General features: G+C 73.1%; 21 protein-coding genes and 1 pseudogene. 11 read left to right on the top strand and 11 right to left on the bottom strand.

Annotation, left to right across the window (positions count from 1 at the left end):
- Positions 1-285: 285 nt before the first annotated feature.
- Positions 286-1,305: a hypothetical protein gene (locus EBO15_RS15370; RefSeq protein ID WP_122195064.1), complete on the top strand. Its 1,020-nt coding sequence runs from the start codon at positions 286-288 to the stop codon at positions 1,303-1,305.
- A gap of 11 nt (positions 1,306-1,316) precedes the next feature.
- Positions 1,317-2,381, top strand: coding sequence for a hypothetical protein (locus tag EBO15_RS15365; protein ID WP_122195063.1), 1,065 nt, complete (start codon positions 1,317-1,319; stop codon positions 2,379-2,381).
- A 4-nt stretch (positions 2,382-2,385) separates the two neighbouring features.
- Here the strand turns inward: EBO15_RS15365 and EBO15_RS15360 are convergent, their stop codons facing one another.
- Positions 2,386-2,880: a hypothetical protein gene (locus EBO15_RS15360; RefSeq protein WP_122195062.1), complete on the bottom strand. Its 495-nt coding sequence runs from the start codon at positions 2,878-2,880 to the stop codon at positions 2,386-2,388.
- A gap of 259 nt (positions 2,881-3,139) precedes the next feature.
- Between EBO15_RS15360 and EBO15_RS15355 the strand changes: the two genes are divergently transcribed.
- Both EBO15_RS15355 and EBO15_RS15350 read left to right on the top strand, forming a co-directional pair.
- A complete protein-coding gene (locus EBO15_RS15355; protein ID WP_233616205.1) occupies positions 3,140-4,210 on the top strand; it encodes a DUF695 domain-containing protein in 1,071 nt (356 codons plus the stop codon).
- A gap of 177 nt (positions 4,211-4,387) precedes the next feature.
- Positions 4,388-5,173, top strand: a complete 786-nt coding sequence (locus EBO15_RS15350) for an acetoacetate decarboxylase (RefSeq protein ID WP_122195060.1) — start codon at positions 4,388-4,390, stop codon at positions 5,171-5,173.
- On the opposite strand, the gene EBO15_RS15345 is transcribed toward EBO15_RS15350, so the two are convergent.
- The gene (locus EBO15_RS15345; protein WP_122195080.1) at positions 5,166-6,341 is read right to left on the bottom strand and encodes a cysteine desulfurase family protein; all 1,176 of its coding nucleotides are present in this window, start codon (positions 6,339-6,341) and stop codon (positions 5,166-5,168) included. The genes EBO15_RS15350 and EBO15_RS15345 overlap by 8 nt on opposite strands.
- 182 nt (positions 6,342-6,523) lie before the next feature.
- Here EBO15_RS15345 and EBO15_RS15340 point away from each other — a divergent pair, with 182 nt between their 5' ends.
- From EBO15_RS15340 to EBO15_RS46020, 4 genes and pseudogenes are all read left to right on the top strand, one after another.
- Entirely contained in the window at positions 6,524-7,045 is a 522-nt protein-coding gene (locus tag EBO15_RS15340) for a TetR/AcrR family transcriptional regulator (protein ID WP_122195059.1), read from the top strand.
- Between the two features lie 241 nt (positions 7,046-7,286).
- Positions 7,287-8,561 (top strand): MFS transporter, encoded by a 1,275-nt coding sequence (locus EBO15_RS15335; protein ID WP_122195058.1) that lies wholly within the window; start codon positions 7,287-7,289, stop codon positions 8,559-8,561.
- A 108-nt stretch (positions 8,562-8,669) separates the two neighbouring features.
- Positions 8,670-9,254 (top strand): annotated as a pseudogene (locus EBO15_RS46025) (serine/threonine-protein kinase); the annotation flags it as partial.
- A 25-nt stretch (positions 9,255-9,279) separates the two neighbouring features.
- A complete protein-coding gene (locus tag EBO15_RS46020) occupies positions 9,280-10,038 on the top strand; it encodes a hypothetical protein (RefSeq protein ID WP_233616206.1) in 759 nt (252 codons plus the stop codon).
- Positions 10,039-10,113: 75 nt separating this feature from the next.
- Here the strand turns inward: EBO15_RS46020 and EBO15_RS15325 are convergent, their stop codons facing one another.
- From EBO15_RS15325 to EBO15_RS15295, 7 genes are all read right to left on the bottom strand, one after another.
- Positions 10,114-11,064, bottom strand: a complete 951-nt coding sequence (locus EBO15_RS15325) for an electron transfer flavoprotein subunit alpha/FixB family protein (protein WP_122195057.1) — start codon at positions 11,062-11,064, stop codon at positions 10,114-10,116.
- Between the two features lie 22 nt (positions 11,065-11,086).
- Positions 11,087-11,866 carry an electron transfer flavoprotein subunit beta/FixA family protein gene (locus tag EBO15_RS15320; RefSeq protein WP_122195056.1) on the bottom strand — a complete coding sequence of 260 codons (780 nt, stop codon included), beginning with the start codon at positions 11,864-11,866 and terminating at the stop codon, positions 11,087-11,089.
- Positions 11,867-12,136: 270 nt separating this feature from the next.
- Complete coding sequence (locus EBO15_RS15315) at positions 12,137-13,681, bottom strand: serine/threonine-protein kinase (protein ID WP_122195055.1); 1,545 nt, start codon at positions 13,679-13,681, stop codon at positions 12,137-12,139.
- 178 nt (positions 13,682-13,859) lie between these two features.
- On the bottom strand, positions 13,860-15,908 hold the full coding sequence (locus EBO15_RS15310) for a serine/threonine-protein kinase (RefSeq protein WP_122195054.1): 2,049 nt from the start codon (positions 15,906-15,908) through the stop codon (positions 13,860-13,862).
- 111 nt (positions 15,909-16,019) lie between these two features.
- The gene (locus EBO15_RS15305; protein WP_122195053.1) at positions 16,020-16,880 is read right to left on the bottom strand and encodes a serine/threonine-protein kinase; all 861 of its coding nucleotides are present in this window, start codon (positions 16,878-16,880) and stop codon (positions 16,020-16,022) included.
- 216 nt (positions 16,881-17,096) lie between these two features.
- Positions 17,097-18,047 carry an acyl-ACP desaturase gene (locus EBO15_RS15300; RefSeq protein WP_122195052.1) on the bottom strand — a complete coding sequence of 317 codons (951 nt, stop codon included), beginning with the start codon at positions 18,045-18,047 and terminating at the stop codon, positions 17,097-17,099.
- Between the two features lie 254 nt (positions 18,048-18,301).
- Entirely contained in the window at positions 18,302-19,069 is a 768-nt protein-coding gene (locus EBO15_RS15295; RefSeq protein WP_122195051.1) for an SDR family NAD(P)-dependent oxidoreductase, read from the bottom strand.
- Positions 19,070-19,254: 185 nt separating this feature from the next.
- Between EBO15_RS15295 and EBO15_RS15290 the strand changes: the two genes are divergently transcribed.
- Positions 19,255-20,757, top strand: a complete 1,503-nt coding sequence (locus EBO15_RS15290) for a serine/threonine-protein kinase (protein WP_158628240.1) — start codon at positions 19,255-19,257, stop codon at positions 20,755-20,757.
- A gap of 25 nt (positions 20,758-20,782) precedes the next feature.
- Here EBO15_RS15290 and EBO15_RS15285 read toward each other — a convergent pair whose 3' ends face one another.
- Positions 20,783-21,565 carry an enoyl-CoA hydratase/isomerase family protein gene (locus EBO15_RS15285; protein ID WP_122195078.1) on the bottom strand — a complete coding sequence of 261 codons (783 nt, stop codon included), beginning with the start codon at positions 21,563-21,565 and terminating at the stop codon, positions 20,783-20,785.
- A gap of 148 nt (positions 21,566-21,713) precedes the next feature.
- On the opposite strand from EBO15_RS15285, the gene EBO15_RS15280 reads away from it, so the two are divergent.
- Together EBO15_RS15280 and EBO15_RS15275 are read left to right on the top strand one after the other, a co-directional pair.
- A complete protein-coding gene (locus EBO15_RS15280) occupies positions 21,714-24,731 on the top strand; it encodes a DEAD/DEAH box helicase (protein WP_122195049.1) in 3,018 nt (1,005 codons plus the stop codon).
- Positions 24,731-25,543, top strand: coding sequence for an SWIM zinc finger family protein (locus tag EBO15_RS15275; protein ID WP_122195048.1), 813 nt, complete (start codon positions 24,731-24,733; stop codon positions 25,541-25,543). Before EBO15_RS15280 ends, EBO15_RS15275 begins: the two co-directional genes overlap by 1 nt.
- A gap of 72 nt (positions 25,544-25,615) precedes the next feature.
- On the opposite strand, the gene EBO15_RS15270 is transcribed toward EBO15_RS15275, so the two are convergent.
- Positions 25,616-26,458, bottom strand: coding sequence for a M55 family metallopeptidase (locus EBO15_RS15270; protein WP_122195047.1), 843 nt, complete (start codon positions 26,456-26,458; stop codon positions 25,616-25,618).
- Positions 26,459-26,510: the final 52 nt, after the last annotated feature.

The raw sequence follows: 26,510 nt of genomic DNA, 5'->3' as shown, positions 1-26,510 counted from the left end.
TCCGCCACCCGCCACCTCCCCAGACTCGATCCCGACGGGATCGAGTCTGGACACAGAACCCGCCCGAACCCGGCAAGCCCGACGGCGTGTCACCCAACCCGGTGATCATTTCCGGTCAGCGCACTAGTGACCCGGACGCCCCACCGGAACGCCCGTCCCCTCCCCCCGTCCGACCCTACGGAGCGCGACGAACCAGGGGATTGGGCGTAATTGTCCGAATCAGCACTGTTCAAGGGCGGTTCCCGCCTGCCACGATCCTCCTGACCGTGATCACCAGGGGGACGGTTGGACGACGTGAAGAAGTCGGTGCGGCCGGTGCTGGATCCGGATCTGTCGCCCGAGATGCGCGAAGCCCTGCTGAGCGCGCCCGAGACCTTGGTTCCGGCGAGCCGGAAGGTCCCCTCCGGGCGTCGTGTGGGCCGACCGGCGTCCGGGGCGGACCTGGCCCCGCCCCTGCCGGTGGCGACCCTCTGCGGGTTCATGCCGATCCTGGCGTTCCCCAACCTGCTGAACCGGACAGCCGCCGGAGTGGCCGTCGGCGCGGTGGCGCAACTCGGACTCGCGGCCGTGTGGTGGTTCAACGGCTTCTGGACGTTCCTGCTGGCGGGAACGGCCCTGCAAGTCCTCTCCTTCGTGGGTCTGCTGGTCTCCTCCCGGGACCGGGACAAGCAGCCCGACCTCGCCCGCATCCACCACGGCCGCTACTACATGGACGACGACTTCAGCGGAAGCCTGCGCAGTTGGTTCGGCATCTCGCCACGCCGCCTGATGCGGCGGGCGCAGAACGCCGTCGCGGCCGTCCTGGAGTCGGACGTGAACGCCGCCGGCCTGCTCGACGACGCCGCGTACACCGCCGCGTTGTCGCGGCAGGAGTGGGAGATCGCCCAGGAGCTCGCCGAACTGTCCCGGATCGGGCGGGAGCTGAAGGCCACGGCCGGCGCGGGAGGACCCGTCGGGGAACTCCCGGAGCCGGTCGCGAGGCAGCGACTCGTCCTCAAGGAATCGGTGGACGCGCTCAGGCGGCGGATCGAGGCCCTGGAACGGTACGCCGACCAGGTCCGCTCCGCCGACGCGGCCTACCGCAGGCGGCAGAAGGGCCAGCCGCAGGCGCAGGCGGAGATCGGCGCAGGCGCGCGCGTCAGGCTCGTCCGCGCCGACCCGGACGATCCGCCGGTCGACGAGATCGAGGGGATCGGCGAGGGCGGTGAGGTCGGCGACCTGGCGGACCGGGCCGCCGACGAGGCGCTGCACGACCGGCTCCGCAAGGCACGAGAGGCCGCACCGCGGTTCGGCGAGCAGGTCTGAGGAGCACCGACATGAGCATGCGGAACGCGCGGCGCCGGACGCCCCTGGAGCGGTTCCCGAAGGGCCTGGCCTCGCTCGGTGTCCTGTTGCTGGTGGCACAGATCGGGCTCGGCATCTGGGCCGTGCTGCCCGGAGGCGCCTCGGAGCAGGACGGGCCCCGGTCGTCCGGCACGGAGCAGGTCGACGTGAACATCGTGGTCACCGGAGAGCGCCGGACCGCGGACGTGTCCTTCCAGGTGACGGACTCGGCGGACGGGACGACGCTGACCGCCGCCGCCCTCCCGGTCCGCCGGACGCTCCGGATGCGGCAGGACGGCAGGCTGTCGGTCAAGGCCCTGAACCGGCCCGAGAACGGCCCCGGGCTGATCACCTGCACCGTGCTGATCGGTGAACGCGTGATCAGCCAGCGGACGTCGCAGTACGACGCCGCCCACTGCGCGGACGTCCGCCCGACCGACCCCACGGTCGAGGGGGCCAAGGTCCCGGAGCAGGCCGGCGGAACGCGTCCGGGCGAGGTCCGGCTGACCCGGACGGTCCCCGTCAAGCGGTACCCGGGGCGAGGGTCGCCCCGCGCGGGACAGGTCAAGGACCGCGACGCGCGCCTGTCCTACATGTCGTTCGGCGGGTCCTGGGGAAACAGCCGCGTCGTCGATCCGACGGTGCAGGGATTCACCCGGAAGCAGTCGTTCGAAACCGAGGTCAAGTGGGAGGCGTCCATCGCCTCGGGCCTGGTCAGTGACGACCTCATGGCGAACGCCACGGGCAGGGACCGGTTGCGCGCCCTCGCGGAGAACATGCAGGACTACCGCCAGAGGGTCGGTTTCGGCAGCGTCACCGCCCACGGCCGCGACGTCGCGTCCCAGCCCTTGAACGTCAACGGCAACCTGGGCTGGGTGGTCGTCCGTGAGATCCGGTTCAGCAAGCAGGGGCTCCGGGCGAAGACGGACCTCGCCGCGGTCGTCGTCCTCGACGCCGGACGCCCCCGGCCCTCGTTCCTCTACGTCGACGTCCCCGACACGCACAAGCGCCTCTGGCCGGACGTCAACACCCTCATCGACTCGATCCGGGTGCCGTGAGAAGTCAGCTGGACGGGCCGGACGCGGGCGGGAAGTAGAGGTTCACCTTGCCGCGGATGTAGGAGTGGAACGCGGCCCCCCACAGGCGGAAGCCGCGGAACGCGAGGGCCTCACCGCTCTGGAGGTCGACCACCACGGGACGCGCGAGCGCGGCGAAGCCGCCGAGCTTGAGGCGGTACGGCCGGGACACCAGGAGCCGGGTCTCCTCGTCCACGGTGTCGGCGACGAGCGCCGGGAGCGTCAGGACGCCGGACTGCACGCCGCGCATCTGGCCGTACCGCTGCTTGGCCAGGCCGACGCTCGCCTGGACGAACCGGTCGACGACCTCGGGGCTCGCGTTCGGCACCCGCGTGACCGTGGTGACCAGGTGCAGCTTGTTCAGCATCCGCCAGTTCGAGCGGTAGCCGACCAGGGCCGTGCACTGCCCGACGTACTCGTCGCTCAGCGCGCAGCCGTCGGCTTCCATGCGGCGCCGGACCTCGGCGATGTAGTCGTCCATGAACCCCTCCAGTGAAGTGGCGCGAGCGTAGAGGGACCCGGGCGCGCGCGGGAAGCATCAGGCCGCAGAAGTTCGCTCACGCGGAGTCACGGCGGGCGGGGCTTCGAGCGCGGCGGGGCGGGCGGGCACGGATGACGAGACGGGCGGGGGCTCGCGTAGGGTTTGCGGAGCGGGCCCTTCCGGGCCCTGCCATGCGATCCGAGACAGGAAGAGACGACTGGTGGGAATCTTCCGCCGACCGCGTGAGACGCCGTCCGCCGTGAGCCCGGCGATCAGCGAGTTCTGGGAGTGGTGGGCGCAGGCGCGCCCGGACGTCGAGGGGTCGCTGTCGGCGGTGCCCGACACGCCCGAGGAGCTCCTCGCGGAGGGGACGCCCGAGGGGGACGCCGAGCAGGAGGTCCCCGCCGGGCTGTCCGCGCAGATCATGGAGGAGCTGTCCCGCCGGGTCGCGCGCATCAGCGCCGACCTCCAGTGGGAGATCGGCGGCATGGAGGGCCGGGCGCCGTCGCTGACGGTGTCCGGGGGCGGCGACCCGGAGCTGCGCGGGCTCGCCGAGCGCTGGTACCGCGCGGCGCCGCAGGGGGACGCGGCGCACGGCTGGGACTTCCATCCGGCGCGTCCGGCCGACCCGGAGATGCTCGGCCAGGAGCTGCAGCTCGGCGACCACGACTTCGACCTGGAGTACGTCCGGTTCGGGATGCGCGCCGACCAGTTCCGCGGCCGGGTCGACATCACCGCCTACCACCCCGACTTCCTGTTCGTGTCCGACGAGCACCAGGTCGCGGTCGCGTTCCACGTGCTGCACTGGGCGCTCGGCGAGGACGACGTGGCGCGCTGGATCGGCGAGGTGACGATCTCGTCCGAGGAGCCGGTGGACGCGCTGCCCCCGGCGGTGCTGCCCGCCGTCGTCGAGCAGATCGTCGAGGACTTCCGCGAGCCGACCTGGCTGTCCGGCGAGGGCCGGACGCCGCGCGGGCACCCCGCGCAGTTCGGCATCCGGTTCCCCGTGCACCGGCAGGACCACCCGCTCGCCGACCTCCACGTCGAGGTGTCGGTCCCGTACCAGCACGCCAACCCGGACCGGCTGCCCGTCGAGCCGTCCGCGTCCGCGCTGCGCGCCATCGAGAAGAAGATCGACGCGCTTCAGGACGCCGTCCTGGTCGTCCGGCAGACCGGGGACGGCCTGCGCGTCTTCCACCTGTACGCCGACCCCGACTCGGGCGTTCTCGCCGAGCTCGACCAGCTCACCGCCGGATGGTCGGAGGGCAAGGCGAAGGTCGCGTCCACGCCCGACCCGGGCTGGCGGGCGCTGGCCCCCTTCCAGCCTTAGGCTCTTCCGGCCCTACGCGGCGCGCACCCACCGGTGCGCGCCGCGTTTTCACGAGCCGCTCCGGCGGAACATGTAGAGGGAGCGGCTAGTGGCACTCGTGTGACGTTTCGTGTCCGTGGGGACGGGCCGGCGGCAGGCGCCGCCCGGTTCGAACGCGGCCCCGTTCGAGGAGTGCCCATGAAGCCGGAAGACCTGCTGCGTCGCCCTGTCCCACCGCTCGCCGCCCCGCCGCTCACCGCCCAGCCGTACCCGCTGCGCGCCACCCGGTTCGCCGACCGCGAGTACCTCAACATCGTCTACCGCAGCGATCCGGACGCGCTCCGCGCCGCCGTCCCGGAGCCACTGGAGATCGTCGAGCCGCTCGTCCGGTTCGAGATCACCCACATGGGCGACGTCGAGGGCTTCGGCCCCTGCACCGAGGCGGCGCAGGTGGTCGCGGTCCGGTTCGGCGGGGAGGACGGCGAGTACCTGCACGCCATGTACCTGGACCCCGTGTACAGCGTCGGGGCGGTCGTCGCCGGACGCGAGCCGTCGGCGTTCCCCCGGACCGTCGGCACGCCCCGGCTGCTCGTCGAGGAGGGCACGCTGATCGGCACCCTCGACCACGGCGCCCAGCGGGTCGCGACCGCGACGATGCCGTACGAGTACGCGCCGATGAACACCGGTGAGGCCCGCGACCGGATCACCGTCCCGACGTTCGCGGTCAGGACCGTGCCCGGGGCGTCCGGGCCGCGCGCCTGCGACCTCGTCCGGACGGAGGCCACCGACGTGACGGTCAAGCAGGCGTGGCGGGGGCCGGCGCGGCTCCAGCTGTTCGAGCACGCGATGGCGCCGCTGGCCGACCTGCCCGTCCTGGAGATCGTCTCGGCGTCGCACGTGCTGACCGACGTGACGCTCGCGGGCGCCGTGCCCGTCCACGACTACCTGGCGGACCGCCCACGATCGCCCTGGGGCATCAGCTGAGGCCGGCGCGGCGGGCGCGTTCGACGACGGCGGGGAGGGCCTCGGCCAGGGCGTCCACGTCGGCGCCGGTGGAGGTGTGGCCGAGGGTGAAGCGGAGGGATCCGCGGGCGCGTTCGGGCGTCGCGCCCATCGCGAGCAGGACGTGGCTGGGCTGCGCGACGCCCGCCGAGCAGGCCGATCCGGTCGAGCAGGCGATGCCGCGCGCGTCCAGGAGCATGAGCAGCGCGTCGCCCTCGCAGCCGGGGAACGAGAAGTGCGCGTTGCCGGGCAGCCGGTCGACCGGGTCGCCGTTGAGGACGGCGTCCGGGACGGCGTCGAGCACGGCGGCGATCAGCCGGTCGCGGAGCCCGGTGAGCCGGGCGGCCTCGTCCGCGCGGTGCCCGGCGGCGAGCCGGGCCGCGGCGGCGAACCCGGCGATGGCGGGCGTGTCGAGGGTGCCGGACCGGACGTCCCGCTCCTGCCCGCCGCCGTGCAGGACCGCGGTGGGGTCGACCCCGCCGGACCTTCCGGGCTTGCCGAGCAGCAGCGCGCCGATGCCGAGCGGCCCGCCGATCTTGTGCCCGGACAGGGTGAGCGCGTGCGCGCCGGACGCCCCGAAGTCGACGGGCAGGTGCCCGGCGGCCTGGACGGCGTCGGTGTGGAACGGGACGCCGTGCCCGCGCGCGACCGCGGCCAGTTCGGCGACCGGCTGGACGGTCCCGACCTCGTTGTTCGCCCACATCACCGTGACCAGCGCGACGTCGTCGCCGGTGCCGATCATCTCGGCGAGCGTCTCCGGGTGGACCCGGCCGAGCCCGTCGCACGGGATCCACTCGACCTTCGCGCCCTCGTGGTCCGCGAGCCACTGGACGGTGTCGAGGACGGCATGGTGCTCGACCGCCCCGGCGAGCACCCGGGTGCGGGCCGGGTCGGCGGCACGGCGGGCCCAGTAGAGGCCCTTCACGGCGAGGTTGTCGGCCTCGGTGCCGCCCGAGGTGAACACCACCTCGCTCGGCCGGGCGCCGAACGCCTCGGCGAGGATCTCGCGGGACTCCTCCACCACCCGGCGGGCCCGGCGTCCCGCGGCGTGCAGGGACGAGGGGTTGCCGAGCTCGCCCAGCTCGGCCGTCATCGCCGCGATCGCCTCGGGCAGCATGGGGGTCGTCGCCGCATGGTCCAGATAGGTCACCACGCGCCCCAGGTTATCCGCGCTCCGGCCGGTTCCCGTCCCGGCCCGGACACCCGTCTCCTACTCCGTGGAACCTGCGGGGTGACGGTGGTCACAGCGGAATATTTACGCTCTCGATGTGATTTTTACGGAAGATCTTGAGTTTGCCCCCTTAACCGTCCGGTCGGTACAGTAAAGAAGCCATGAAGAAAGAAGCCCTCCTCGACGCCGCCGAGGCCGTGCTCTCCGAGCACGGCGGACGCGCGTTGACCCTGAACGCCGTCGCCGAGCGCGCCGGCGTCAGCAAGGGTGGGCTGCTCTACCACTTCCCCACCAAGGAAGCCCTGGTCCGGGCGCTGGTCGCCCGGGTCATCGCGGAATTCGACGAGCTGATCGCGTCGTTCGACACAGGAGAGCCGGGGTCCTACACCCGCGCCTACGTCCTGGCGACGTTCGAGATCCTCACCGGGGAGGCCCGGGCGCACCGACGATGGTCGGCCATCACGGCCGCCGCCACCGATCCGGAGCTCGCCGAGCCGCTGAACGAGGCCATGGGCCGCTGGCACAAGCGTCCCTGTGGCGAGGATCCGGATCCGGCCGCGGGCATGGTCGTCCGGCTCGCCGCCGAGGGCCTCTGGGAAGTACTGAGCCACTCGCCCGGGTTGTATGACGAGACGCGACTCGCGGCGCTGAAGGACCGGCTGCTGGCCCTGGCCTCCGGCTGACGCCGGGCCGCCCCACGCCTCGTCCACCCGGCACGACCCACGCACGACCACGCACCACCCTCCTCGCACCACCACGCACGACCCACTTCGCACGACCCACCTCGCACGACAAACCACCGACTCCGGCGCACGCCGCCGAACCTCCGGGTGCCCCCATGGGCTTTGGAGCGTTCCCGCACGCCCCGGTACGACCTGAGACCCCCCGGGCCCTTGCCCCGACCAGACGAGAAAGAGGTGAACCATGCTGCTGCGCGCTCGCACAGGCACGTTCCTGACCTTCGCCCTGGCAGGACTGCTCTGTGGTGTGTGGACGTCACGCATGCCCGCACTCGCGAGCAAGTTCGGGACGAGCGAGGGCGAGATCGGCGTCGTGGTCCTCGTCTGGGGTCTCGGCGCGCTCGTCGCGATGCAGGGCCTGCGGTCCGTCATGGGACGGGCCGGCAGCCGCGCCGTGCTGCGCGTCGCGCTGCCGCTGACCGCGGTGTCCTACGTCGGTGTCGCGTTCGCCCCGACCTACGGCGTGCTGATCGCGGCCGTCGCGGTGTTCGGGATGAGCTTCGGGATCACCGACATCGCCATGAACGCGCAGGCCAGCGTGGTCGAGCACGAGTACAAGCGGCCGATCCTGTCGTCCATGCACGCGGGCTGGTGCGTGGGCGCGATGAGCGGCGGGCTGATCGGGTTCGGCACCGCGCACGCCGGGCTCGGCTTCAGCGCCACCGTCCTCGCCGTCGCGGTCGCCGCGCTGCCGCTCGCGCTGCTGCTCGGCCCGACCTACCTGGCCGACCGTCCGGCCCCCCGCGCCGCGTCCGCCGCGACCGGCGGGCGCCGCCGCGCCAAGCTGCCGATCGCGGTCTACCTCGTCGGCCTGCTGGCGTTCATCGGGTTCATGACCGAGGGCTCGATCGCCGACTGGAGCGGCCTGCTGCTGCACGGCGAGCTCGGCGCGACGCAGGCCGTCGCGGCGCTCGGCTACCCGATGTTCCAGGTGGCCATGCTGATCGGCCGGGTCGGCGGGGACCACCTGCGGATGTGGATCGGCACCCGGAACCTGCTGACCGCCGCCGGGATCGGCACCGCGGCCGCGATGACCGTCGTCGTCACCGCGCCGAGCACCACGGTCGCGATCATCGGGTTCTTCCTGTCCGGGCTCGTGGTCGCCACGGTCGTGCCGATCTCGATGTCCCTCGCCGGGACGTCCGCGCCCGGGCAGCCCGCCGCCGCGGTCGCCCAGGCCGGGGCAATGGGCTACGGCGGCCTGCTGCTCGGCCCGGTCGTCGTCGGGTTCCTCGCGGACGCGACGTCGCTGCGGATCGGCGTCGGCGCCGTCGTCCTGCTGGCCCTGGTCATCGCGGTCGGGTCCCGGTTCGTCCCGCTGGGGGCGGGCGAGATCGGCTCGACCCGGGTCGAGGAGGCTCCCGCCGAGGGCGCCGCCGAGACCGGCGAGCCCACCGGTGAGCCGGTCGGGGTCTCCGTGCCGCGCCCGAACGGCGAGCCGCAGCCCGTGACCGCCTGAGCGGCGGCCTGAGCCGCACCACCCGTCAGAGGGGGATCGTCCGAGCCGGCGATCCCCCTCTTTCGCTATAAACGCTCGGACCAGATCATCACCGGCGAGGGGACGGGCATGGACGCCTGGCGGGTACCCGGCTACACCGAGCTGAAGGTCCTGGGCGAGGGCGGGCAGGGGCGGGTGGTGCTGGCCCGGCACGACGGCACCGGACGCCCCGCCGCGATCAAGTACCTGTCGGCCCGGCACACCGCCGACGCGCGGTTCCGGGAGACGTTCCGGCAGGAGGCCGAGCTGCTGAGCCGCCTCCGCAGCCCGTATGTCGCGCAGCTGTTCGGCCTGGTCGAGGCGGACGGCGGGGTGGCGATCGTCATGGAGGCGGTGGACGGCGCGTCGCTGCGCGCCCTGCTGGCCGAGCGCGGCGCGCTGCCGCCCGAGGGCGCGCTCGCGCTGCTCAAGGGGTCCCTGCTCGGCCTCGCGGCGGCCCACGAGAACGGGATCGTGCACCGCGACTACAAGCCCGCGAACGTCGTCGTCCGCGCGGACGGGCTGAGCAAGCTGATCGACTTCGGGATCGCGGTGGACGCGGGCGCGTCCGGGCCGTCCGGCACGCCGGTCTACATGGCGCCCGAGCAGTGGCGCGCCGAGCCCGCCTCCCCCGCGACCGACGTGTACGCCGCGACCTGCGTGTTCGTCGAGTGCGTGGCGGGCCGTCGCCGGGGCGGCCGTGGTCGTGGCCGGTGGCGGCGCGGCGGTGTACGTCACGTCGCATCCCGGCAAGAGGAAGCCCCCGCCGCCCGCCCCGATCGCCATCCGCCTGGCCGCGCTGAGCGAGCCGCGGTCGGCGCTGCCCGCAGGCGGGACGTGGGCGGTGGACGGCCAGGTCGTGACCGTCTCCGGGCACAAGGACCCGGCGGTCGACACGACGCTGAACGCCGCCCTGCGCGCCCCGCTCGACCAGCGCTGGACGGAGGTGAGGTCCCTCCTCGGCGGGCAGCCGGGCGCCTACACCGGGACGGTCCGCCCGACGATCCTGCTGCGCGTGCCGAAGCTGCTCAGCGTCCGGTACGACGTCGACGTCCAGGGGCAGGTCGGGACGGGCTGGGACCAGGCGCGGGCGGTCACCGTCGACCTCGACACCGGGACGGCGTACGCGCGTCCGGTCGACCTGTTCAGGACGCCGTCGCCCGCGCTGTCGTCCGCGCTGTCCCCGAAGGTTCTCGCGCACCTGCCGGGGCATCGCTGGTGCCCCCGCGAGCCCGCCGGGCCCGGCATCACCGCCAGGCAGCTGACCAGCGGCGAGGTCGCGGTCGCGCTCACCCCGTCCGGGATCCGGGTGTCCTACCAGGGCGCCGCGCTCGGCTATTCGGGCGCGTGCGGGAACCGGGGCGCGGACGTCCCGTACGGCGAGGTCGCCAGTCTCCTGAAACCGCAGGTCATGGCGGCCGTCCCGTATCCGGTGACGTCCGTGCGGCCCACGCCCTGAGCCGGGCGCGGACCCGCCCTGGAACACCGAACGCCCCGGCCGGGCGAACCCGGCCGGGGCGTCACGCGCACGCGCCTACTTGCGCTTGCTGATCTCCTCGGTCAGCTGCGGGGCGACCTGGAACAGGTCGCCGACCACGCCGTAGTCGACCAGCTCGAAGATCGGGGCCTCGGCGTCCTTGTTGATCGCGATGATCGTCTTGGACGTCTGCATGCCGGCCCGGTGCTGGATCGCGCCGGAGATGCCGATCGCGATGTACAGCTGCGGCGACACCGTCTTGCCGGTCTGGCCGACCTGGAACTGGTGCGGGTACCAGCCGGCGTCGGTCGCGGCGCGGGACGCGCCGACCGCTCCGCCGAGGGTGTCGGCCAGCGCCTCGATGATCGAGAAGTTCTCGCCGGAGCCGACGCCGCGGCCACCGGAGACCACGATCGCGGCCTCGGTGAGGTCGGGGCGCTCGCCCTTCTCCTCGACGACCTTCTCGACGACCTTGGCAGCCTTGTCGGCGGCGGTCAGCTCGACCGACACCTGCTCCTCGGCCGGGGACGCCGGGGCGGCCTCGGGCGCGACGGAGTTCGGCCGGACGGCGATGACCGGGGTGCCGGTCCTCACCTTGGCGTGGGCGATGATGCCGCCGCCGAAGATGGAGTGCTCGCCGACGAAGCCGTCGGTGACGTCCACGACGTCGGTGAGCGCGCCGGAGCCGATCTTGATCGCGAGGCGGCCCGCGACCTCCTTGCCCTCGGCGGTGGCGGCGACGAGCACCGCGGCCGGGGCCTTGTCCTGGACGAGCTTGGCGAGCAGCGCGGCCTTCGGCGCGACGACGTAGGAGGTCAGCTCCTCGTCGGCGGCCTGGTAGACCTTCTTCGCGCCGAACTCGGCCAGCTTGTCCTTGGCGCCCTCGTAGCCCGGGCCCACCCATACCGCCGCGGCGTCGCCGAGGCGGTTGGCGAGCGTGAGCAGTTCAAGGGTGACCTTCTTGACGTCACCGTCGACGTGGTCGACGAGGACCAGGATCTCACTCATTGCTTAGGGTCCCCTTCCCCGCTCAGACGAACTTCTTCGAGGCGAGGAACTCGGCGATCTTCACGCCGCCGTCGCCCTCGTCGGTGACGATCTGGCCCTGCGCGCGCGCCGGGGCCTCGGCGAAGTCCACGACCTCGGTCGAGGCGTTGGCGAGGCCGACCTGGCCGGCGTCGATGCCCGCGTCCGCGACGCCCAGCGTCTCGACCGGCTTCTTCTTGGCCGCCATGATGCCCTTGAAGGACGGGTAGCGCGGCTCGTTGATCTTCTCGACGACGCTGACCACGGCCGGCAGGGTCGCCTCGACCTTGTCGTGCCCGTAGTCGGTCTGGCGCTGGATCCTGATCGCCGAACCGTCGATGTCGACCTTGTTGGCCAGCGACAGCTGCGGGACGCCCAGCCGCTCGGCGAGCATCGCGGCGAGCATGCCGGTGCGCGCGTCGGTGGACTCCGAGCCGAGGATCACCAGGTCGAAGCCGGTGCGGCCGAGAACCTGCTGCATGGCGTAGGAGGTCTGGAAGGCGTCGGAGCCGGCGAGGGCGTCGTCCGTCAGGTGGACGGCCTTGTCGGCGCCCATGGCGAGGGCCTTGCGGATCGACTCGGTCGCCTTGCCGGGACCCATGGTCAGGACGGTCACCTCGCCGCCCTGGGCCTCCTTGATGCGCAGCGCCTCTTCGATCGCGTACTCATCGAGCTCGTTGATGACACCGTCCGCCGCAGCGCGGTCGAGGGTGCTGTCATCGGACTTCAGCTTGCGCGGGCTCTCCGTGTCGGGAACCTGCTTGACGCAGACGACGATGTTCATGGCCGGTGGCCGACCTCCCTGCACTCAGTTGGCCGCTGGGGTAAGCGGACATAAGGACGCCTCCCGTGGGCCGGGTCGACGCGTGCTCGTGCGCCGCCTCGCGGCAGCGCACCTGACAGCCTGCCAAAGACCCGAACGTGTTTCGGCCCCGGGTCCCCGGTTGGACCGTACGTTCCAGATGTTACCGGTCAGTAGGGGCTGTGCGAAACCCGGCGCGTGAGACCTACCCCACGTAGGAGAACACCATCCGTGCCTTCGTCCGGGCGGACGTCAGCGCAGCGAGTTCTGGAACCGGGAGAGCGTGGCCTCCAGCGAGCTCTGCAGGCCGTACAGCGGCGCGAAACTGGGCGTGAACGACATCGCCGCGACCAGCCCCGCGAGCGTCAGGACGCCGAGCACCAGGCCCGCCACCGCGACCGTCCCCGGACGCCACGCCAGCGGCTCGAACGCGCTCTCCAGCGCCCGCCGCGCGCCGCCCGCGCCCGGGGCCGTCCAGAGGGCGATCGTGCCCGCCCCGGCGCCCAGCGCGCTCGCGCCGAGGGTCGACAACTCGAGGCCCACCGCGGCGACTCCCACGACCATGAGCGGGACCCCGACCGCGAACACGGCCGCGTAGGGCAGGGACAGGATCGTCCGGCCGAGGGCCTCGACGCGTCCGAACGCCCCGCGTGCGCGTGTGAGGCGCAGCAACGTGACCGCCAGCGCGGACACCGTCAGACCCACCACCGGCATCATGACCGCGACACAGCCCGCGATCACGATCACCAGCACGGCGAGCAGGCGCGCCCAACCGCGCACGACGGCGAGCTCATGGACGTCCGCGGTTCCCGCATGCCGTCCGCTGCCGACCGCGGCGTCGTTCTCGTACGCGCGCGGCGGGGCGGCAGTGGCCACGTCGGGCGTCGCCGCAGGCCCAGGGAATCCACCTGTGCCGATGGGGGCGGGCATCGGGAATCCGCCCGTGTCCATCGCCGGTACGGCGAAACCGCCCGTGCCCTCCAGCGTGGGCATGGGAAACCCGCCCGTGCCCTCCAGCGTGGGGGTGGGAAACCCGCCTGTGCCTTCCAGCGTGGGCATGGCATAACCGCCGGTCCCGGACATCACGGCAGGGAAGCCCCCGGTGGCCGGGGCCTCGGGATAGGGCGCCGGAGCGGGCACCTCCGGGGCCGGGCCCAGATCCAGCGCGGACGCGGCGGCGACCAGCTCCTCCGCGTTCGGACGCGCCGACAGGTCCATCGTGGTGGCGGCGCGCAGGAGGCCGCGCAGGGCGTCCGGGACGCCGGGGGCCTCCAGGGACGCGCCCTCGCGGCCGGTCGCGGCGAACAGGACGGTCTCGGCCCACGCCCGGACGTCCCCCGCCGGACCCTCGGGGTCGGCGACCAGGCCGAAGTCGACCACGACCGGCGCGCCGTCCACGACCAGGACGCTGCGCGGGCCGAGCGAGCCGTGCCCGAGCCCGGCGCGGTGGATCGCCGCGACGGCCTTGGCGAGCGCGACGGCCAGGGACCGGAGCGTGGCGCCGCGGAGCGGGCCGTCCCCGGCGACGGTCTCGGCCAGCGGACGTCCCGGCACGAGCCGCGACACGACGTACGGCGGACGGGCACCGGGATCGCCGTCGAGCACGTCCACCACGTAGGGGCTGAGCACCGCGCGCATGCGCGCGACGTCCAGGTCCGCGCCCGGAGGCAGCATCCGGATCGCCACGTCACGACCGGACGCGTCCGCCGCCCGGTGCACCACGCCGGACGGCCAGTCCAGCCGGGACAGCAGCCGGTACGGACCGATGTGCTCCTGGTGGCTCGTCTCGCCGCTCATGGACCCGGCACCCTATCGGGCGCGGGGCCCCGCCGACGTCTCATGCGCACACCGTTTTCTCACCCGTGCGGAAGGCGCCGGAGGTCCCGGACGCGTCCCGCGTTCACCCGGCCACGGTCCGTGGCCGATCGTCCGCCCGTTCGGCGGTCCGCGCCGGGGCCGTCACGGCCCCGGCGGGTCAGCCGATGAACGGGATGCGGCCGCGCAGGAGGTCCTCCACGCGCCCGCGAATGTCGTTCAGGCTGTTGCTCATGCCGTCCAGCGGAGTCGTGTCGGGCGGCTGCTTCTGGGACAGGACGGCCAGCACGGCCGTGAAGATCCCGAGGACCAGGACGCCCGCGAGGGCCGCCTCCGCGCGCGGGAGCAGCGCCCCCCACACGCGCGCGAGCTGGCGGCGCGGCGCGCCGCTGCCCGGAGCGAGGGCCAGCAGGCCGATCACGATCATGGACGCGTAGGCCACCGCCTTGGACGCGGACATGCTCGGGTAGGCGAACATGAACACGCCGAGCACGATCGCCCCCGCGAACACGGCCAGCCCCGAGAGCAGCGCCGTCGTCATCACCGCGCCGGGCAAGTGCAGCGGCGTGCGGAAGGCCGCGCCGACCGCGTCGCCCGAGCGCGGGCCGCGCCGGGTGCGGCGGCCCTCCATGCCCTTCGCGGCCTTGTCGCCCGCGCGCAGCATGAGGACCCCGACGATCGTCACGGCGACCGCGAGCAGCGGAGCGATGTTCGCGAACGCGACCAGCGCGCCGAGCACGAGCAGGCTGAGCACCCGGTACCAGCCGTACGGCTTCGGGTGCTCGCGCTTCTCCTGCGGGTCGGGGCGCGGCTTCTCCGGCCGCTGCCGCTCAGGACGCCGCTGCTGGTCGGGCTGCTGCTGGTCCGCCTGGTGCCCGCCGGGCCGCTGGTCGGGACGCTGCTGGACCTGCTGCCGGTACGGGTCGTACGGCTGCGGCGGCTGCTCGCCTCGGCGGAGATCGCCGGGCGGCGGCCAGTTCTGCTGCTGGTTCGGGCGCGCGGGCGGACGCCCCTGCCCCGCCTGCGGATAACCCGCGCGGGCCGGACGGTCGTACGGGCCCGGCGCGGGCGGCGGGACGGGCGGGGGCGCGGCCGGCGGCAGCATCCCGACGAAGTCCTTCGGCTGCTGCACCGCGACGGGCGCGGGCATCGGCGGAGGCGTGTCGCGGAGGGTCTCCTGGTCGGCGACGGGCGCGCCCATCGGGCTCGCCGCGTCCTGCACCGTCTCGGGCTCGTAGGGGGACGGCGCGTCCTGCACGGTCTCCGGGTCGGCGAGGGAGGGCGGCACCAGCGGCACACCGTGGTCGGGGCGGGTGCGGAGCTGGTCGTCGATCCGGGTCGCGTCGTCGAGGAGGGGCGGGTCGTCGACGCGGGTCTGGTCGGCGGCCTTCGCGTCGATGTTGATCCGCTGGACCAGGCCGGTCAGCCTGGCCGCCTCGGGCCGCTCGGCGGGGTTGCGGGCCATCGCGGCGCGCAGCACCGGCATCAGCGCCTCGGGCACGCCGTCCAGGTCCGGACGGCCCTGCATGATCTTGTAGAAGATCGACTCGAAGGTGCCGGAGCCGAACGGCGGCCGCCCGGTCGCGGCGTAGCCCACGGTGCCCGCCCAGGCGTGCACGTCCGACGGCGGCCCGGCGTCCTCGCCCTCGATGATCTCCGGGGCCAGGTAGCCGGGCGTGCCGATCACCATGCCGGTCGCGGTCAGGCGGGTCGCGTCGGCGGCCTGCGCGATGCCGAAGTCGATGACGATCGGCTCGCCGTCCATCAGCATGACGTTCGCGGGCTTGAGGTCGCGGTGGATGATCCCCGCGTCGTGGATCGCCGACAGGGCCTCGGCGAGGCCGGCCGCGAGGCGCTGCAGGGCGCTCCCGCCGAGCGGCCCCTCCTCCTCGACGACCTCCTCGAGCGTCCGGCCCGGGACGTACTGGGTGACGATGTAGGGCCGCTCGGCGGTCACGTCCGCGTCGAGGATCTCGGCCACGTTGGCGCTGCGCACGCGGCGCATGGAGTCGGTCTCGCGGGCCAGCCGGCGGCGGGCCGTGGCGTCGCCCGCGACCGCCGGGCGCAGCACCTTGATCGCCACCTCGCGCCCGTCGGGAGCGACACCGAGGTAGACGACCCCCATGCCGCCCTCCCCGAGAGTCGCAAGGACGCGGTAATGGCCGATCGACTGGTCGACGCTGTCCCCGGACGTGACAACCCCCTTCATCGTTTCCGAAACCCTACCTTCGCCGACCGTGCCCGCCCGCGCCCGGCACCGGGCCGTCCGATTTCCGCCATGCCCGGCGTCCCTCCCCGTCCCTCGGCCCGAACCTCACGATCATGCGACGGCCGCGCGGGCCGCGGAGTTCGCGGAAACCGCGAAATCGCCTCCCCACTCGGCCAGCGCCCCGGCCAGCCAGCGCGCCGACGGACGGTCCGCGGGGTCGCGCGAGAGCGCCTGGCGGACCGGACCGGCCAGCGGACCGGCGAGTCCGTCCAGGTCGGCCATCCCACGCAGGATGCGGAAGCACACCGCGTGCAGCGACCCCTTGCCGAACGGCGAACGCCCCGTCGCCGCGTACGCGACCGTGGCCCCCCAGGCGAAGACGTCCGAGGCCGTCCCCGCGTTCCCGCCCTCGATCAGCTCGGGCGCCAGGTACGCCGGAGTGCCCGCGACCATGCGCCGCCTGCGCTGCGGGCGCTCCGCCGTGTACAGGACGTGGTCGGCCCCCGGCTCGTGCGCGATACCGAAGTCGATCAGCGTCGGACGGTCGCCGAGCACCATCACGTTGCCCGGCGCCACGTCCCGGTGCAGCACCCCCGCGTCGTGGACGGCCGCCAGGGCGAGCGCCAGCGTCCGGGCGAACCTCGGCACGCGCGCACGAGGCAGCGGCCCGTACGCGTCCACGAGGTCGCCGAGCGGCGTGCCCGGCACGTAGCCCATGGCCAGGTGCGGCCGGTCGCTCTCGATCCGGCCGCCGAGCAGTGGCGCGACGTACGGGCTGTCCACCCTCCGCTGGGCGGTCATCTCCCGCGCCAGCCTCCGCCGCGCCTCGGCGTCGGGCGCGAACTCCGCCCGCAGCTCCTTGACCGCGACCTCGCGTCCCGCCGCGTCCAAGGCGAGATGGACGACCGCGGTCCCCCCGCGCCCGATCTCGTTCAGCAACCGATAATCGCCCAGCCGCCGATGCGTCCCCATACCTCCTTTGACGCCGCTTCCGCCAGGGTCGTTCCTGGGAAACCGGGTCGCGGCTCGGACGGGAGGCGCTCAGGCGGTACCAGGCGCTCAGCCGCTCAGGCGTTCTCGCGTTTAAGCCACTCAGGCGTTCTGGCGTTAAGCCACTCAGGCGTTCTCGCGTTAAGCCACTCAGGCGTTCTCGCGTTAAGCCACTCAGGCGTTCTCGCGTTAAGCCACTCAGGCGTTACGAGCCGCCTTACGGGCACGGCGCTCCTCGCGGCGCGTCTCGAACTTGGTGGCGGAGCCGTTCAGCTCCGCCATGAAGTCCGCCAGCTCCTCGCGCGCCTTCTCACCGTCGCCGGTCAGGTCGGTGCGGTCGAAGACGCCCCACTTGCGCAGCACCGGGACGAGGACGTCGTCGTGGTGCAGGCGCAGGTCGTAGATGCCCGCGTTGGCGATGATCACGGACTTGCGCAGGAAGCCGTCGATGCTGTGGCCGGGCATCTGGAAGCCCTTCACGACGTCGGTGACGGCCCGCATGGTCTCGTCGGGCGCGAGGTCGAACGCCGCGCCGAGCAGGTTCCGGTAGAAGACCATGTGCAGGTTCTCGTCCGCGGCCACGCGCGCGAGCATCTGGTCGCAGATCGGGTCGCCGGACGCCCTGCCGGTGTTGCGGTGCGAGACGCGGGTGGCGAGCTCCTGGAACGAGACGTATGCCACACCGTGCAGGAAAGAGTCGCCATGGTCGGCCGCGTAGCCGATCTCCATGTGCTTCATGCGGGCGCGTTCCAGCGCGATCGGGTCGACGGCGCGCGTCACCGAGAGGTAGTCGCGCAGGACGATCCCGTGCCGGTTCTCCTCGGCCGTCCAGCGGTTGACCCACGTGCCCCACGCGCCGTCCCGGCCGAACACGTCGGCGATGGCCTGGTGGTAGCCCGGCAGGTTGTCCTCGGTGAGGAGGTTGACGATGAGCGACTCGCGCGCCTCTTCGGTGATCTTGGAGTCGCCGGGCTCCCAGCCCTCGCCGCCGAGCGGGCCGTCGTAGTCGCGGCCCTGGCTCCACGGGATGTACTGGTGCGGGAACCACTCCTTGGCCACCCCGAGGTGCCGGTTGAGCTCGTTCTCGACGACCGGCTCGAGCTCGATGAGGAGCTGGATCTGGTCCTTGGACTCGGGCGTCACGGTCATGCGGTTCCTCTTCGCTGGACGGAGGGCGGCCGGGTGGCCGCGCGGCACCGGATTCGGGCGGCGCGGCGCCACGGGGGCGCGGCCGGGGTCGCCGGTCACCAGGGGCGATCGGCAAACCTACGAAAGCGTAGGTTCGATCGTCGCGAGCGCGTCCGGCTCCCGTCAAGGCACTCTCGTCACAAGGAGCACGGCGAAAAACTTGTCGGAAGTGATGAAACTCGGGCCGGAGCCAGCGAACCGGCCCCGGCCGGTGGTTACTGGGAGTCAGCGGCCTGTTTCCATAGGCGACTCGCCGCGGCGCGCAGAAGCGGCCGGGGCAGCATCTTGAGGGCGGGCATCGCCGCCTTGTACTGGAGGCCGGGGACGCAGAGGGCGCGTCCCAGTTCGACGGCGTCCAGCCCCGCGCGCGCGACGTCGTCCCTACGCAGCCAGAGCGGATTCGGCTCGTGGGTCTCGTCCGTGCGCGTGAAGCCCGGACAGAGAGCGGTGACGTGGACGCCCCGTCCGACGACCTCCGCGTGCAGGCTCTCCGAGAAGGACGCCACGTACGCCTTCGTCGCGCCATAGGTCGCGCTACCGGGAGACGGCGCGAACCCCGACATGGACGAGACGTTCAGCACTCCGCCTCGTCCGCGCGCGAGCATCCCGGGCAGAACGGCGTGGGTCAGCCGGACGAGCGCGTTCACGTTCAGGTCGATCTCGCGGAGCTGTTCGCCCAGGGGCGACTCGGCGAACGGCCCGAACGCGCCGTACCCGGCGTTGTTGACCAGCAGCTCCACGGGGTCGTGGCGGAGCCTGCGCTCGACCTCGTCCCGGTCGTCCGGATCGGTGAGGTCGGCGGCGATCACCTCGACCGCGACCCGGTACCGCTCGACCAGCTCGCGCGCGAGCGCGTCCAGCCGGTCGACACGGCGGGCGACGATCACCAGGTCCGCGCCGCGCGCGGCGAGCTCGCGCGCGAAACTCTCGCCGATCCCACTGGAAGCGCCCGTGACGAGGGCGGTTCTGAACGCCTGCCGCATGGCGGGTGATGCTAGCCGCTCCCCCGCGCGCGGGGACACGCTTCACCTCGGACAAGTCCGCCGGACATGCCTCCGGAACGCCGGGCGGCGATTCGACCGATGCCCATTGGTCGCGCCTCAGGGACATCTCGGGGCAAACCCCATACGATCATGCACCGCAGTCCACGAGCGCGACGGGTGTCCCAGTGCGAACGGAAGATCGGATCGGCCCCTACCGGGTGCTCGAAGAGCTCGGCGTCGGCGGGATGGGCGAGGTCAGCCTCGCGCTGGACGAGCACGGCCGGGCCGTGGCCGTGAAGGTCCTGCACCCCGCCGTCGCGCGCGACGAGGTCGCCCGCAAACGGCTCGAACGCGAGGTCGCCACCATGCGCCGGGTGCGCGGCCCGTTCGTCGCCGAACTCCTGGACGCCGACTTCACCGCCCACCGCCCCTACATCGTCACCCGCTACGTCCAGGGCCGGACGCTGGACGAGGTCCTGCGCGAGCGCGGGCCGCTGCGCGGGGCCGCCCTCCGCAGGTGCGCGCGCGGGCTGGCGCGCTCCCTCGTGGCGATCCACGAGGGCGGCGTGGTCCACCGCGACCTCAAACCCGGCAACGTCATGCTCGTGGACGGCGACCCCGTCGTCATCGACTTCGGCCTCGCGCACGTCCTGGACGCGACCCGCCTCACGCAGACGGGCACCGCCATCGGCACCCCCGGCTACCTCGCCCCCGAGGTCCTGGACGGCGAACGCGCCACGCCGGCGTCCGACATCTTCTCCTGGGGCGCGTCCGTCGTGCACGCGGCGACCGGGCGCCCGCCCTTCGGATCCGGCCCGGCGGCGGCGATCTGCTCCCGGATCCTGCGCGGGCGCGCGGACCTGGCAGGCGTCCCGCGCGATCTGCTCCCCGCCGTCCGGGCCGCCCTCTCGGTGGACCCTGCGGATCGTCCTACGGCGATCGAACTGCTGCCTCTGCTGCGTCCCGCTCCGCAGGAAGCGCCTACGGAGGTCATCCCGGTTCCGCCCCGGCCGCCTGCCGTCCCGGAGGAGGCCTCGTCCGCGGCCTCGGACGAGGCGGCCGACGAGGACACGCGCGCGCAGGAGGCCGAGGCATCACACGCGCAGGAGCCGGACAAGCCAGGGCAGGGCGACAAGGGCGCGAAAGGCGAAGGAACACGCCGTCAGGCCGGAACGCGGCCGCGGAGAGTGCGCGGGGCGCTCGGCGCGCTCATGCTGGCCGTCCTACCGGGAACGGCACTCGCCGTACCGATCCTGACGTCGTTCGCCTGCCTGCTCTGGTTCTTCGCCGTGTACGCGCGCCGGGCCCTGCGGCGGATGCGGCTCCGCATCACGAGCGCACGAGGCGGACGCGCCGCCCGGTTCCGCGCCGGTATCGCCGCCCTCATCGCCGTCCCGCTGGAAGTGCTCATCCGCCTGGGGTCGCTGACCATGGCCGGGGCGGGCGTCTACGCCGCCATCTTCGCGCTGACCCGGCTGACCCCCGCGTCGGAACGCGCGGCCGAGATCGCCTTGGGTGTCCTGGCCGCGACCGTCGTCGCACTGCGATGCCGCTACAACGCGTCAGCAGCCCTATGGCTGAGGCTGCTTCTGCCTGTCGTCGCCATAGGGCTGCTCGTCGCCGCGGCCTACGCGGTCCATCCCGCTATCTGGTGGCCGCTGCCAGTGTTCGGGGTCAGCGACCCATAGGCCGTGAGCCGCCAGCGCGTTCTGCCTATCGGCCGGTGAACTTGGCCTTGCCCGGGCCCTCTTCCATAAAGCTCTTCATGCCGTTGTTCTGGTCCTCCGTGGCGAACAGCGCGGAGAACCGGTTCCGCTCGATCTCCAGCCCCGTCTCCAGGTCGACCTCAAGACCCGAGTCGATCGCCTGCTTCGCGGCGCGCAACGCCAGCGCAGGCCCGCCCACAAAGGACTTGGCCCAGGTCCTGGCCTCCTCGTAGACCTGGTCGTCGGGAACGACGCGGTCGACCAGGCCCATGGCCAGCGCCTCGTCCGCGCGCACGTGGCGTCCGGAGAAGATCAGCTGCTTCGCCTTGGCCGGGCCGACCAGCCGGGCGAGCCGCTGCGTCCCGCCCGCGCCCGGGATGATGCCGAGCTGGATCTCCGGCTGTCCCACCTTCGCGCCCTCGCCCGCGACACGGAAGTCGGCGGTCAGCGCCACCTCCAGGCCGCCGCCGAGCGCGTACCCGGTGATCGCCGCGACGACCGGCTTCGGGATCGCCGCGAGCTCCCGGGTGAAGTCCTGGAGGAGCCGGGACGGGCCGCCCGACATCTGCGCGTACGAGAGCGGCGCCATCTCCATGATGTCGGCCCCGGCCGCGAACACCCGCTCCCCGCCGTACAGGACGACCGCGGCGGTCCCGTCGTCCTCGCCCACCTGCCGCGCGGCCTCGATCAGCTCGCGCTGCATCTGCGCGTTGAGGGCGTTCATCTTCGGCCGGTCCAGCCGGATCGTCGCCACGCCGTCCTCGGATTCGACACGCACGAACTCGCCCACAAACGCCTCCATGACCGCCTCGGTGACCAACGTCCCGAGCCTAATCTCTCAGGGTTATCCACAGGTCGGCGGCGGTGGGCCAGGTGTCCCCCGCCGCTGGTAGCTTCGGTGGTCTTCATGGGTTCGGGAAGGCTGGGGGAAGATCGGCATGCTGGTCGCGCACGGCACGTGGCACGGCGGGGCGCTGTGCCTGTGGGCCGAGCGGAGCGGTCCGCACGAGCCCGCCGGCGACGCGCACCCGTTCGCGACCCGCGACTTCTCCGGCACGTCCTACGAACCGCTGGTCACGGGCGCGATGCGGGTCGAGCTGGCGATGGCGCTGCCCACCCACGGTGATCATCCGCAGCCGTCCGCCGAGCTCGGCCCCGAGCCGTTCGACGGGCCGCCCGAGCTGCGGTCCTGGCGGGTCCCCGCGCTCGTCCTGGAGCCGTTCCCGGCGATGGCGCTGCTCCAGGCCGCCGAGCACAGCGGCGACGTCGTCCCCGGCACCGACCTGCGGTTCCTGTGCCTGCTCGCGGACGAGGCCGCCCGGCTCGCCGAGCGCGGCCACGTCCTGCCCGCCCTGCTCCGCGAGGACGGCGACCTCGTCGCGCGCTGGCGTCCGGTGGTCGACGACCCCGTCCGGTTCGGCGACCTCGCGCGCGCGATGCCCGCCGCGTGCCGTGCCGCCGAGGGCGGCCGCCCGGCGGCCGAGGTGCTGCGCGAGGCCCTGTCCGGCATGGTCGACACGGCCGTCCGCGGGGTCGTGCCCCACCCGCTTCTCCCCTCGCGCAAGGGCAAGGCCCCCGACCGGCTCCCCCTGGCGGAACGCTGGGTCGAGGCGCTCACCGGCCCGTCCCCGCTGGTCGCCCGCGAGCCCCGCGACGACCCCGGCGACCTCATCACCGAGCTGGACGCCTGGTACACCGCCGCGCACCGCCCGTCCGGGCCGCTCCGCGTCTGCTTCCGCCTCTACGAACCGACCACCGAAGACGTCCCCGAAGAGAACGTGGAGGACGTCCCGGAGGAGCCGTCCTCGCCGCCCTGGCGGGTCGAGTTCGCCTTGCAGGGCACCGAGGACCTGAGCCTCTACGTGCCCGCCGCGCTCGTCTGGACGGGCGACGCCACCTTCCTCCCCGACGCCGAGGAGACCCTCCTCACCGGTCTCGGACGGGCCCTGCGGCTCTTCCCCGACATGGCCGCGGCCCTGAACGGCCCCGTCCCCTGCGAGGCCGAGCTCGACACGGCCGGAGCGTTCCGCTTCCTGAAGCAGGCCGCCCCCATGCTCGCCGCCGCCGGCTTCGGCGTCCTGCTGCCGCAGTGGGCGGGCAAGGCCAAGCTCGGCATGAAGCTCACCACCCGCTCCCAGGAGGGCGAGGGCTCGGGCGCCGCCACGAGCTCGGGTTTCGACCTCCAGGGCATGGTCGACTTCCGGTGGGACCTGGCCCTCGGCGACGAGACGATCGACGAGCACGAACTCGAGGAGCTCGCCCGTCTCAAGGCGCCGCTCGTCCGCCTCCGCGGCCAGTGGGTCGAGCTCGACGAGGAGCAGCTCGAGGCCGCGCTCGACTTCCTCCGCAACCCCCGCACGGGCACGATGCCCGCCGCCGCGGCGATGCGCGCCGTCATCCACGCCGGTGAAGACGCCCTCCCCCTGGCCGCCGTCGACGCCGACGGCACCTTCGGCGATCTCCTCTCCGGCGCCGCCGACCGCCGCCTCGCCCCCGTCACGACCCCCGAAGGCTTCAACGGCGCCCTCCGCCCCTTCCAGGAACGCGGCCTGGCCTGGCTCACCTTCATCGAGAGCATCGGCCTCGGCGGCATCCTCGCCGATTCGATGGGCCTTGGAAAGACCGCGCAGACGCTGGCCCTGCTGGCCTGGGAGCGGGCTTCGGGGCGAGAGGCGGATGGGCCGACGTTGTTGGTCGGGCCGATGTCGTTGGTGGGGAACTGGCAGCGGGAGGCGGCGAAGTTCACGCCGAAGCTCAGGGTCTACGTGCACCACGGAACCGGACGGCATCGGGATGAGGAACTCGTGCGCGCGGCCTCGCAGGCCGATCTGGTGCTGACCACGTACGGCACGGCCGCGCGGGACGCGGAGATGCTGGCCGAGGTCCCGTGGCGGCGTGTGGTGTGCGACGAGGCGCAGGCGCTGAAGAACAGCGGCACGCGGCAGGCGCGGGCGGTGCGGGGCATTCCCGCGCGCACGAGGCTCGCCCTGACCGGGACGCCCGTGGAGAACCACCTGACCGAGCTGTGGTCGATCATGGAGTTCGCCAACCCGGGGCTGCTCGGGCCGCGCGCGGCGTTCCGGGAGCGGTTCGCCGTGCCGATCGAGCGGGACGGCGACGAGCGGGCGGCCGCGGCGCTCAAGCGCGCGACGCAGCCGTTCATCCTGCGCCGCCTGAAGACCGACAAGTCGATCATCTCCGACCTGCCGGAGAAGCAGGAGATCAAGGTCTACTGCAACCTCACGCCCGAGCAGGCGTCCCTCTACCAGGCGACGCTCGACGACATGCTCGAGCAGATCGCGGAGGCCGACGAGAAGCAGCGGCGCGGGCTGGTGCTGGCGACGATGGCCAAGCTCAAACAGGTCTGCAACCATCCGGCGCAGCTCCTCAAGGACGGCTCGCGCCTGCCCGGCCGGTCCGGGAAGCTCGAGCGGCTGGAGGAGATCTGCGCCGAGGTGGTCGAGCAGGGCGAGAAGGTCCTGGTGTTCACCCAGTACGCCGAGTTCGGGTCGATGCTCCAGCCGTACCTGGCGTCGCGGCTCGAACGGCCCGTCCTGTGGCTGCACGGCGGAACGTCCAAGCAGGGGCGGGACGACCTGGTCCAGCATTTCCAGAGCGATCCCGAGCCGTCGGTGTTCCTGTTGTCGCTGAAGGCGGCCGGCACCGGGCTCACGCTGACCGCCGCCAACCATGTCGTGCACGTCGACCGCTGGTGGAACCCCGCCGTCGAGGACCAGGCGACCGACCGCGCGTTCCGCATCGGCCAGACCAAGAACGTGCAGGTCCGCAAGTTCGTCTGCGTCGGGACGATGGAGGAGCGGGTGGACGAGATGATCGAGCGCAAGAAGGCCCTGGCCGAGTCCATCGTCGGCACCGGCGAGGACTGGCTCACCGAGCTGTCGGTCGCCGACCTGCGCGACGTCCTGCGGCTGTCCCCCGAGGCGGTGAGCGACTGATGCCGGAGTACGGCGCCCCCATCGAGGTCGAGGACGGCCTGCGCGCGCGGACCCGGCGCGGGTCCATCGGGTCGCAGTGGTGGTCCCGCCGTTTCATCGACCTGGTCGAGTCGTTCGCCGACACCGGGCGGCTGCAGCGCGGGCGCTCGTACGCGCGCAAGGGGCAGGTCGTCGACCTGCGCGTCGAGGCGTACGAGGTGACGGCGCGCGTCCAGGGGTCGGTGGCCGAGCCGTACGAGGTGGCGCTCGGCATCGACGCGATCGACGACGCCGACTGGGCGCGGGTGGAGGCCGAGCTCGCGTCCCGCGCGGTGTTCCGGGCGCGGCTGCTCGCCGGGGAGATGCCGCCCGAGATCGAGGACGTCTTCGCCGGTCTCGGCCTGTCGCTGTTCCCCGAGTCCGCGGCCGACCTGCACCTGATGTGCTCCTGCCCGGACTGGGGCGATCCGTGCAAGCACGCCGCGGCCGTCCTGTACCTGCTCGCCGAGTCCTTCGACGACGACCCGTTCCTGATCCTCGCCTGGAACGGCCGCACCCGCGACCGGCTTCTCACCGCCCTGCGCCGCGCTCCCGCGCGGGACGCGCCGGACGCGTTCGCGGTCGAGGACGAGCCGCTGACCGCCGAGGGGTTCTGGACGCCGCCGACGGGCCTGGCGCGGCTGCGCGAGCGTCCGGCGGTCCCGTCCGTCCCGCCGGGGTTCCTGCTGCACGTGGTGGAGCCGCCGCCGGTGAAGGTCCGCCGCCGGGCCCTCACCGACGTCCTCCAGCCCGCCTACGAGGCGCTGGCGGCGACGCCCTTCAGCACCGAGTAGCCGGACGGACGGTCCATGTCAGCCCTGATGGCGGCACGGACCGGCGTCCTTGCCGCCAGGGGGCGGGCCTGGTCAGCCGTAGTGGCGGCCGGTGCAGCCGACCTCGCCCGCGACGGTGGACCAGACGCCCAGGAGGCCGACGACCTCCTGGAAGTCCTCGGTGGTGAACTCGGTGGTGCGCGGGCCGGTGAGGCGGACGCCCGGGACGACCGCGCACGACTGGGCGATGGAGGTGGAGCTCCACTCGACGCCGAGCGTGTAGGGCGGTTCGACGTCGTGCCGCCGCCAGCGGTCGGGTGAGGCCAGGACGGCGCGCGCGGCCTCGTTGATCATGCGGTGGGCGCGGGCCGGCGGGACGAGCTCGGCGGCGTACCGGTCGCTGCCCTTCTTCACCGCCACGGTGGCGACCTCGCCGAGCACCTCGCGCGCCTCGGCGCAGGCGGCGACGTCGCCGGTGACCAGGCCGACCGGGACGCCGAGGCTGGACGCGTAGGCGGCCATCAGCCGGATCTCGCCCGCGACCTCGCCGTTGAAGGTGACGTTCTGGATCTCGCGTCCCATCCAGGTGTGGTTCAGGACGCCGCGGGGTGTGCCCGCGCGGGCGTGGTAGCCGACGTACATGGCGACGTCGCACCAGTCGCCGAGCCCTTCGGCCATGCGCATGGGCTTGTAGGGGCCGCGGACGAGGGTGCAGCGCTCGTCGATGAGGTCGACGCGCAGGTTCTTGCCGTTGCCGTGGGCGTCGGCCACGACGACCTTGTCGGCCCCGGCGTCGAAGGCGGCGGTGATGACGGCGTTGGCGTCGGCGGTCATCAGCTCGCAGCCGCGCTCGTAGCCGCGGCCGCCCGCGCGCATCTCCTCGGGGTCGGTGAGCCCGGTGATGCCCTCCATGTCGACGGAGACGAACACCTTCATCCGCCCGCACCTCGCTTCTCGTCCCTGGGTTCCGGCACGACGAGCCAAGCCG

This window comes from Actinomadura harenae (assembly GCF_003696215.1).
GTDB lineage: Bacteria > Actinomycetota > Actinomycetes > Streptosporangiales > Streptosporangiaceae > Spirillospora > Spirillospora harenae.
The sequence above is the reverse complement of the archived record's forward strand: the minus strand, read 5'-3'. Positions and strand labels throughout refer to the sequence as shown.

Bases quoted from the DNA above. Each gene is read 5' to 3' on its own strand.
- EBO15_RS15310 (WP_122195054.1), bottom strand. From the start codon at position 15,908: ATGAAGGGGGTTGTCACGTCCGGGGACAGCGTCGACCAGTCGATCGGC.
- EBO15_RS15275 (WP_122195048.1), top strand. From the start codon at position 24,731: ATGCCGGAGTACGGCGCCCCCATCGAGGTCGAGGACGGCCTGCGCGCG.
- EBO15_RS15280 (WP_122195049.1), top strand. From the start codon at position 21,714: ATGCTGGTCGCGCACGGCACGTGGCACGGCGGGGCGCTGTGCCTGTGG.
- EBO15_RS15340 (WP_122195059.1), top strand. From the start codon at position 6,524: ATGAAGAAAGAAGCCCTCCTCGACGCCGCCGAGGCCGTGCTCTCCGAG.
- EBO15_RS15300 (WP_122195052.1), bottom strand. From the start codon at position 18,047: ATGACCGTGACGCCCGAGTCCAAGGACCAGATCCAGCTCCTCATCGAG.
- EBO15_RS15295 (WP_122195051.1), bottom strand. From the start codon at position 19,069: ATGCGGCAGGCGTTCAGAACCGCCCTCGTCACGGGCGCTTCCAGTGGG.
- EBO15_RS15315 (WP_122195055.1), bottom strand. From the start codon at position 13,681: ATGAGCGGCGAGACGAGCCACCAGGAGCACATCGGTCCGTACCGGCTG.
- EBO15_RS15360 (WP_122195062.1), bottom strand. From the start codon at position 2,880: ATGGACGACTACATCGCCGAGGTCCGGCGCCGCATGGAAGCCGACGGC.
- EBO15_RS15270 (WP_122195047.1), bottom strand. From the start codon at position 26,458: ATGAAGGTGTTCGTCTCCGTCGACATGGAGGGCATCACCGGGCTCACC.
- EBO15_RS15305 (WP_122195053.1), bottom strand. From the start codon at position 16,880: ATGGGGACGCATCGGCGGCTGGGCGATTATCGGTTGCTGAACGAGATC.
- EBO15_RS15325 (WP_122195057.1), bottom strand. From the start codon at position 11,064: ATGAGTGAGATCCTGGTCCTCGTCGACCACGTCGACGGTGACGTCAAG.
- EBO15_RS15320 (WP_122195056.1), bottom strand. From the start codon at position 11,866: ATGAACATCGTCGTCTGCGTCAAGCAGGTTCCCGACACGGAGAGCCCG.
- EBO15_RS15365 (WP_122195063.1), top strand. From the start codon at position 1,317: ATGAGCATGCGGAACGCGCGGCGCCGGACGCCCCTGGAGCGGTTCCCG.
- EBO15_RS15335 (WP_122195058.1), top strand. From the start codon at position 7,287: ATGCTGCTGCGCGCTCGCACAGGCACGTTCCTGACCTTCGCCCTGGCA.
- EBO15_RS15350 (WP_122195060.1), top strand. From the start codon at position 4,388: ATGAAGCCGGAAGACCTGCTGCGTCGCCCTGTCCCACCGCTCGCCGCC.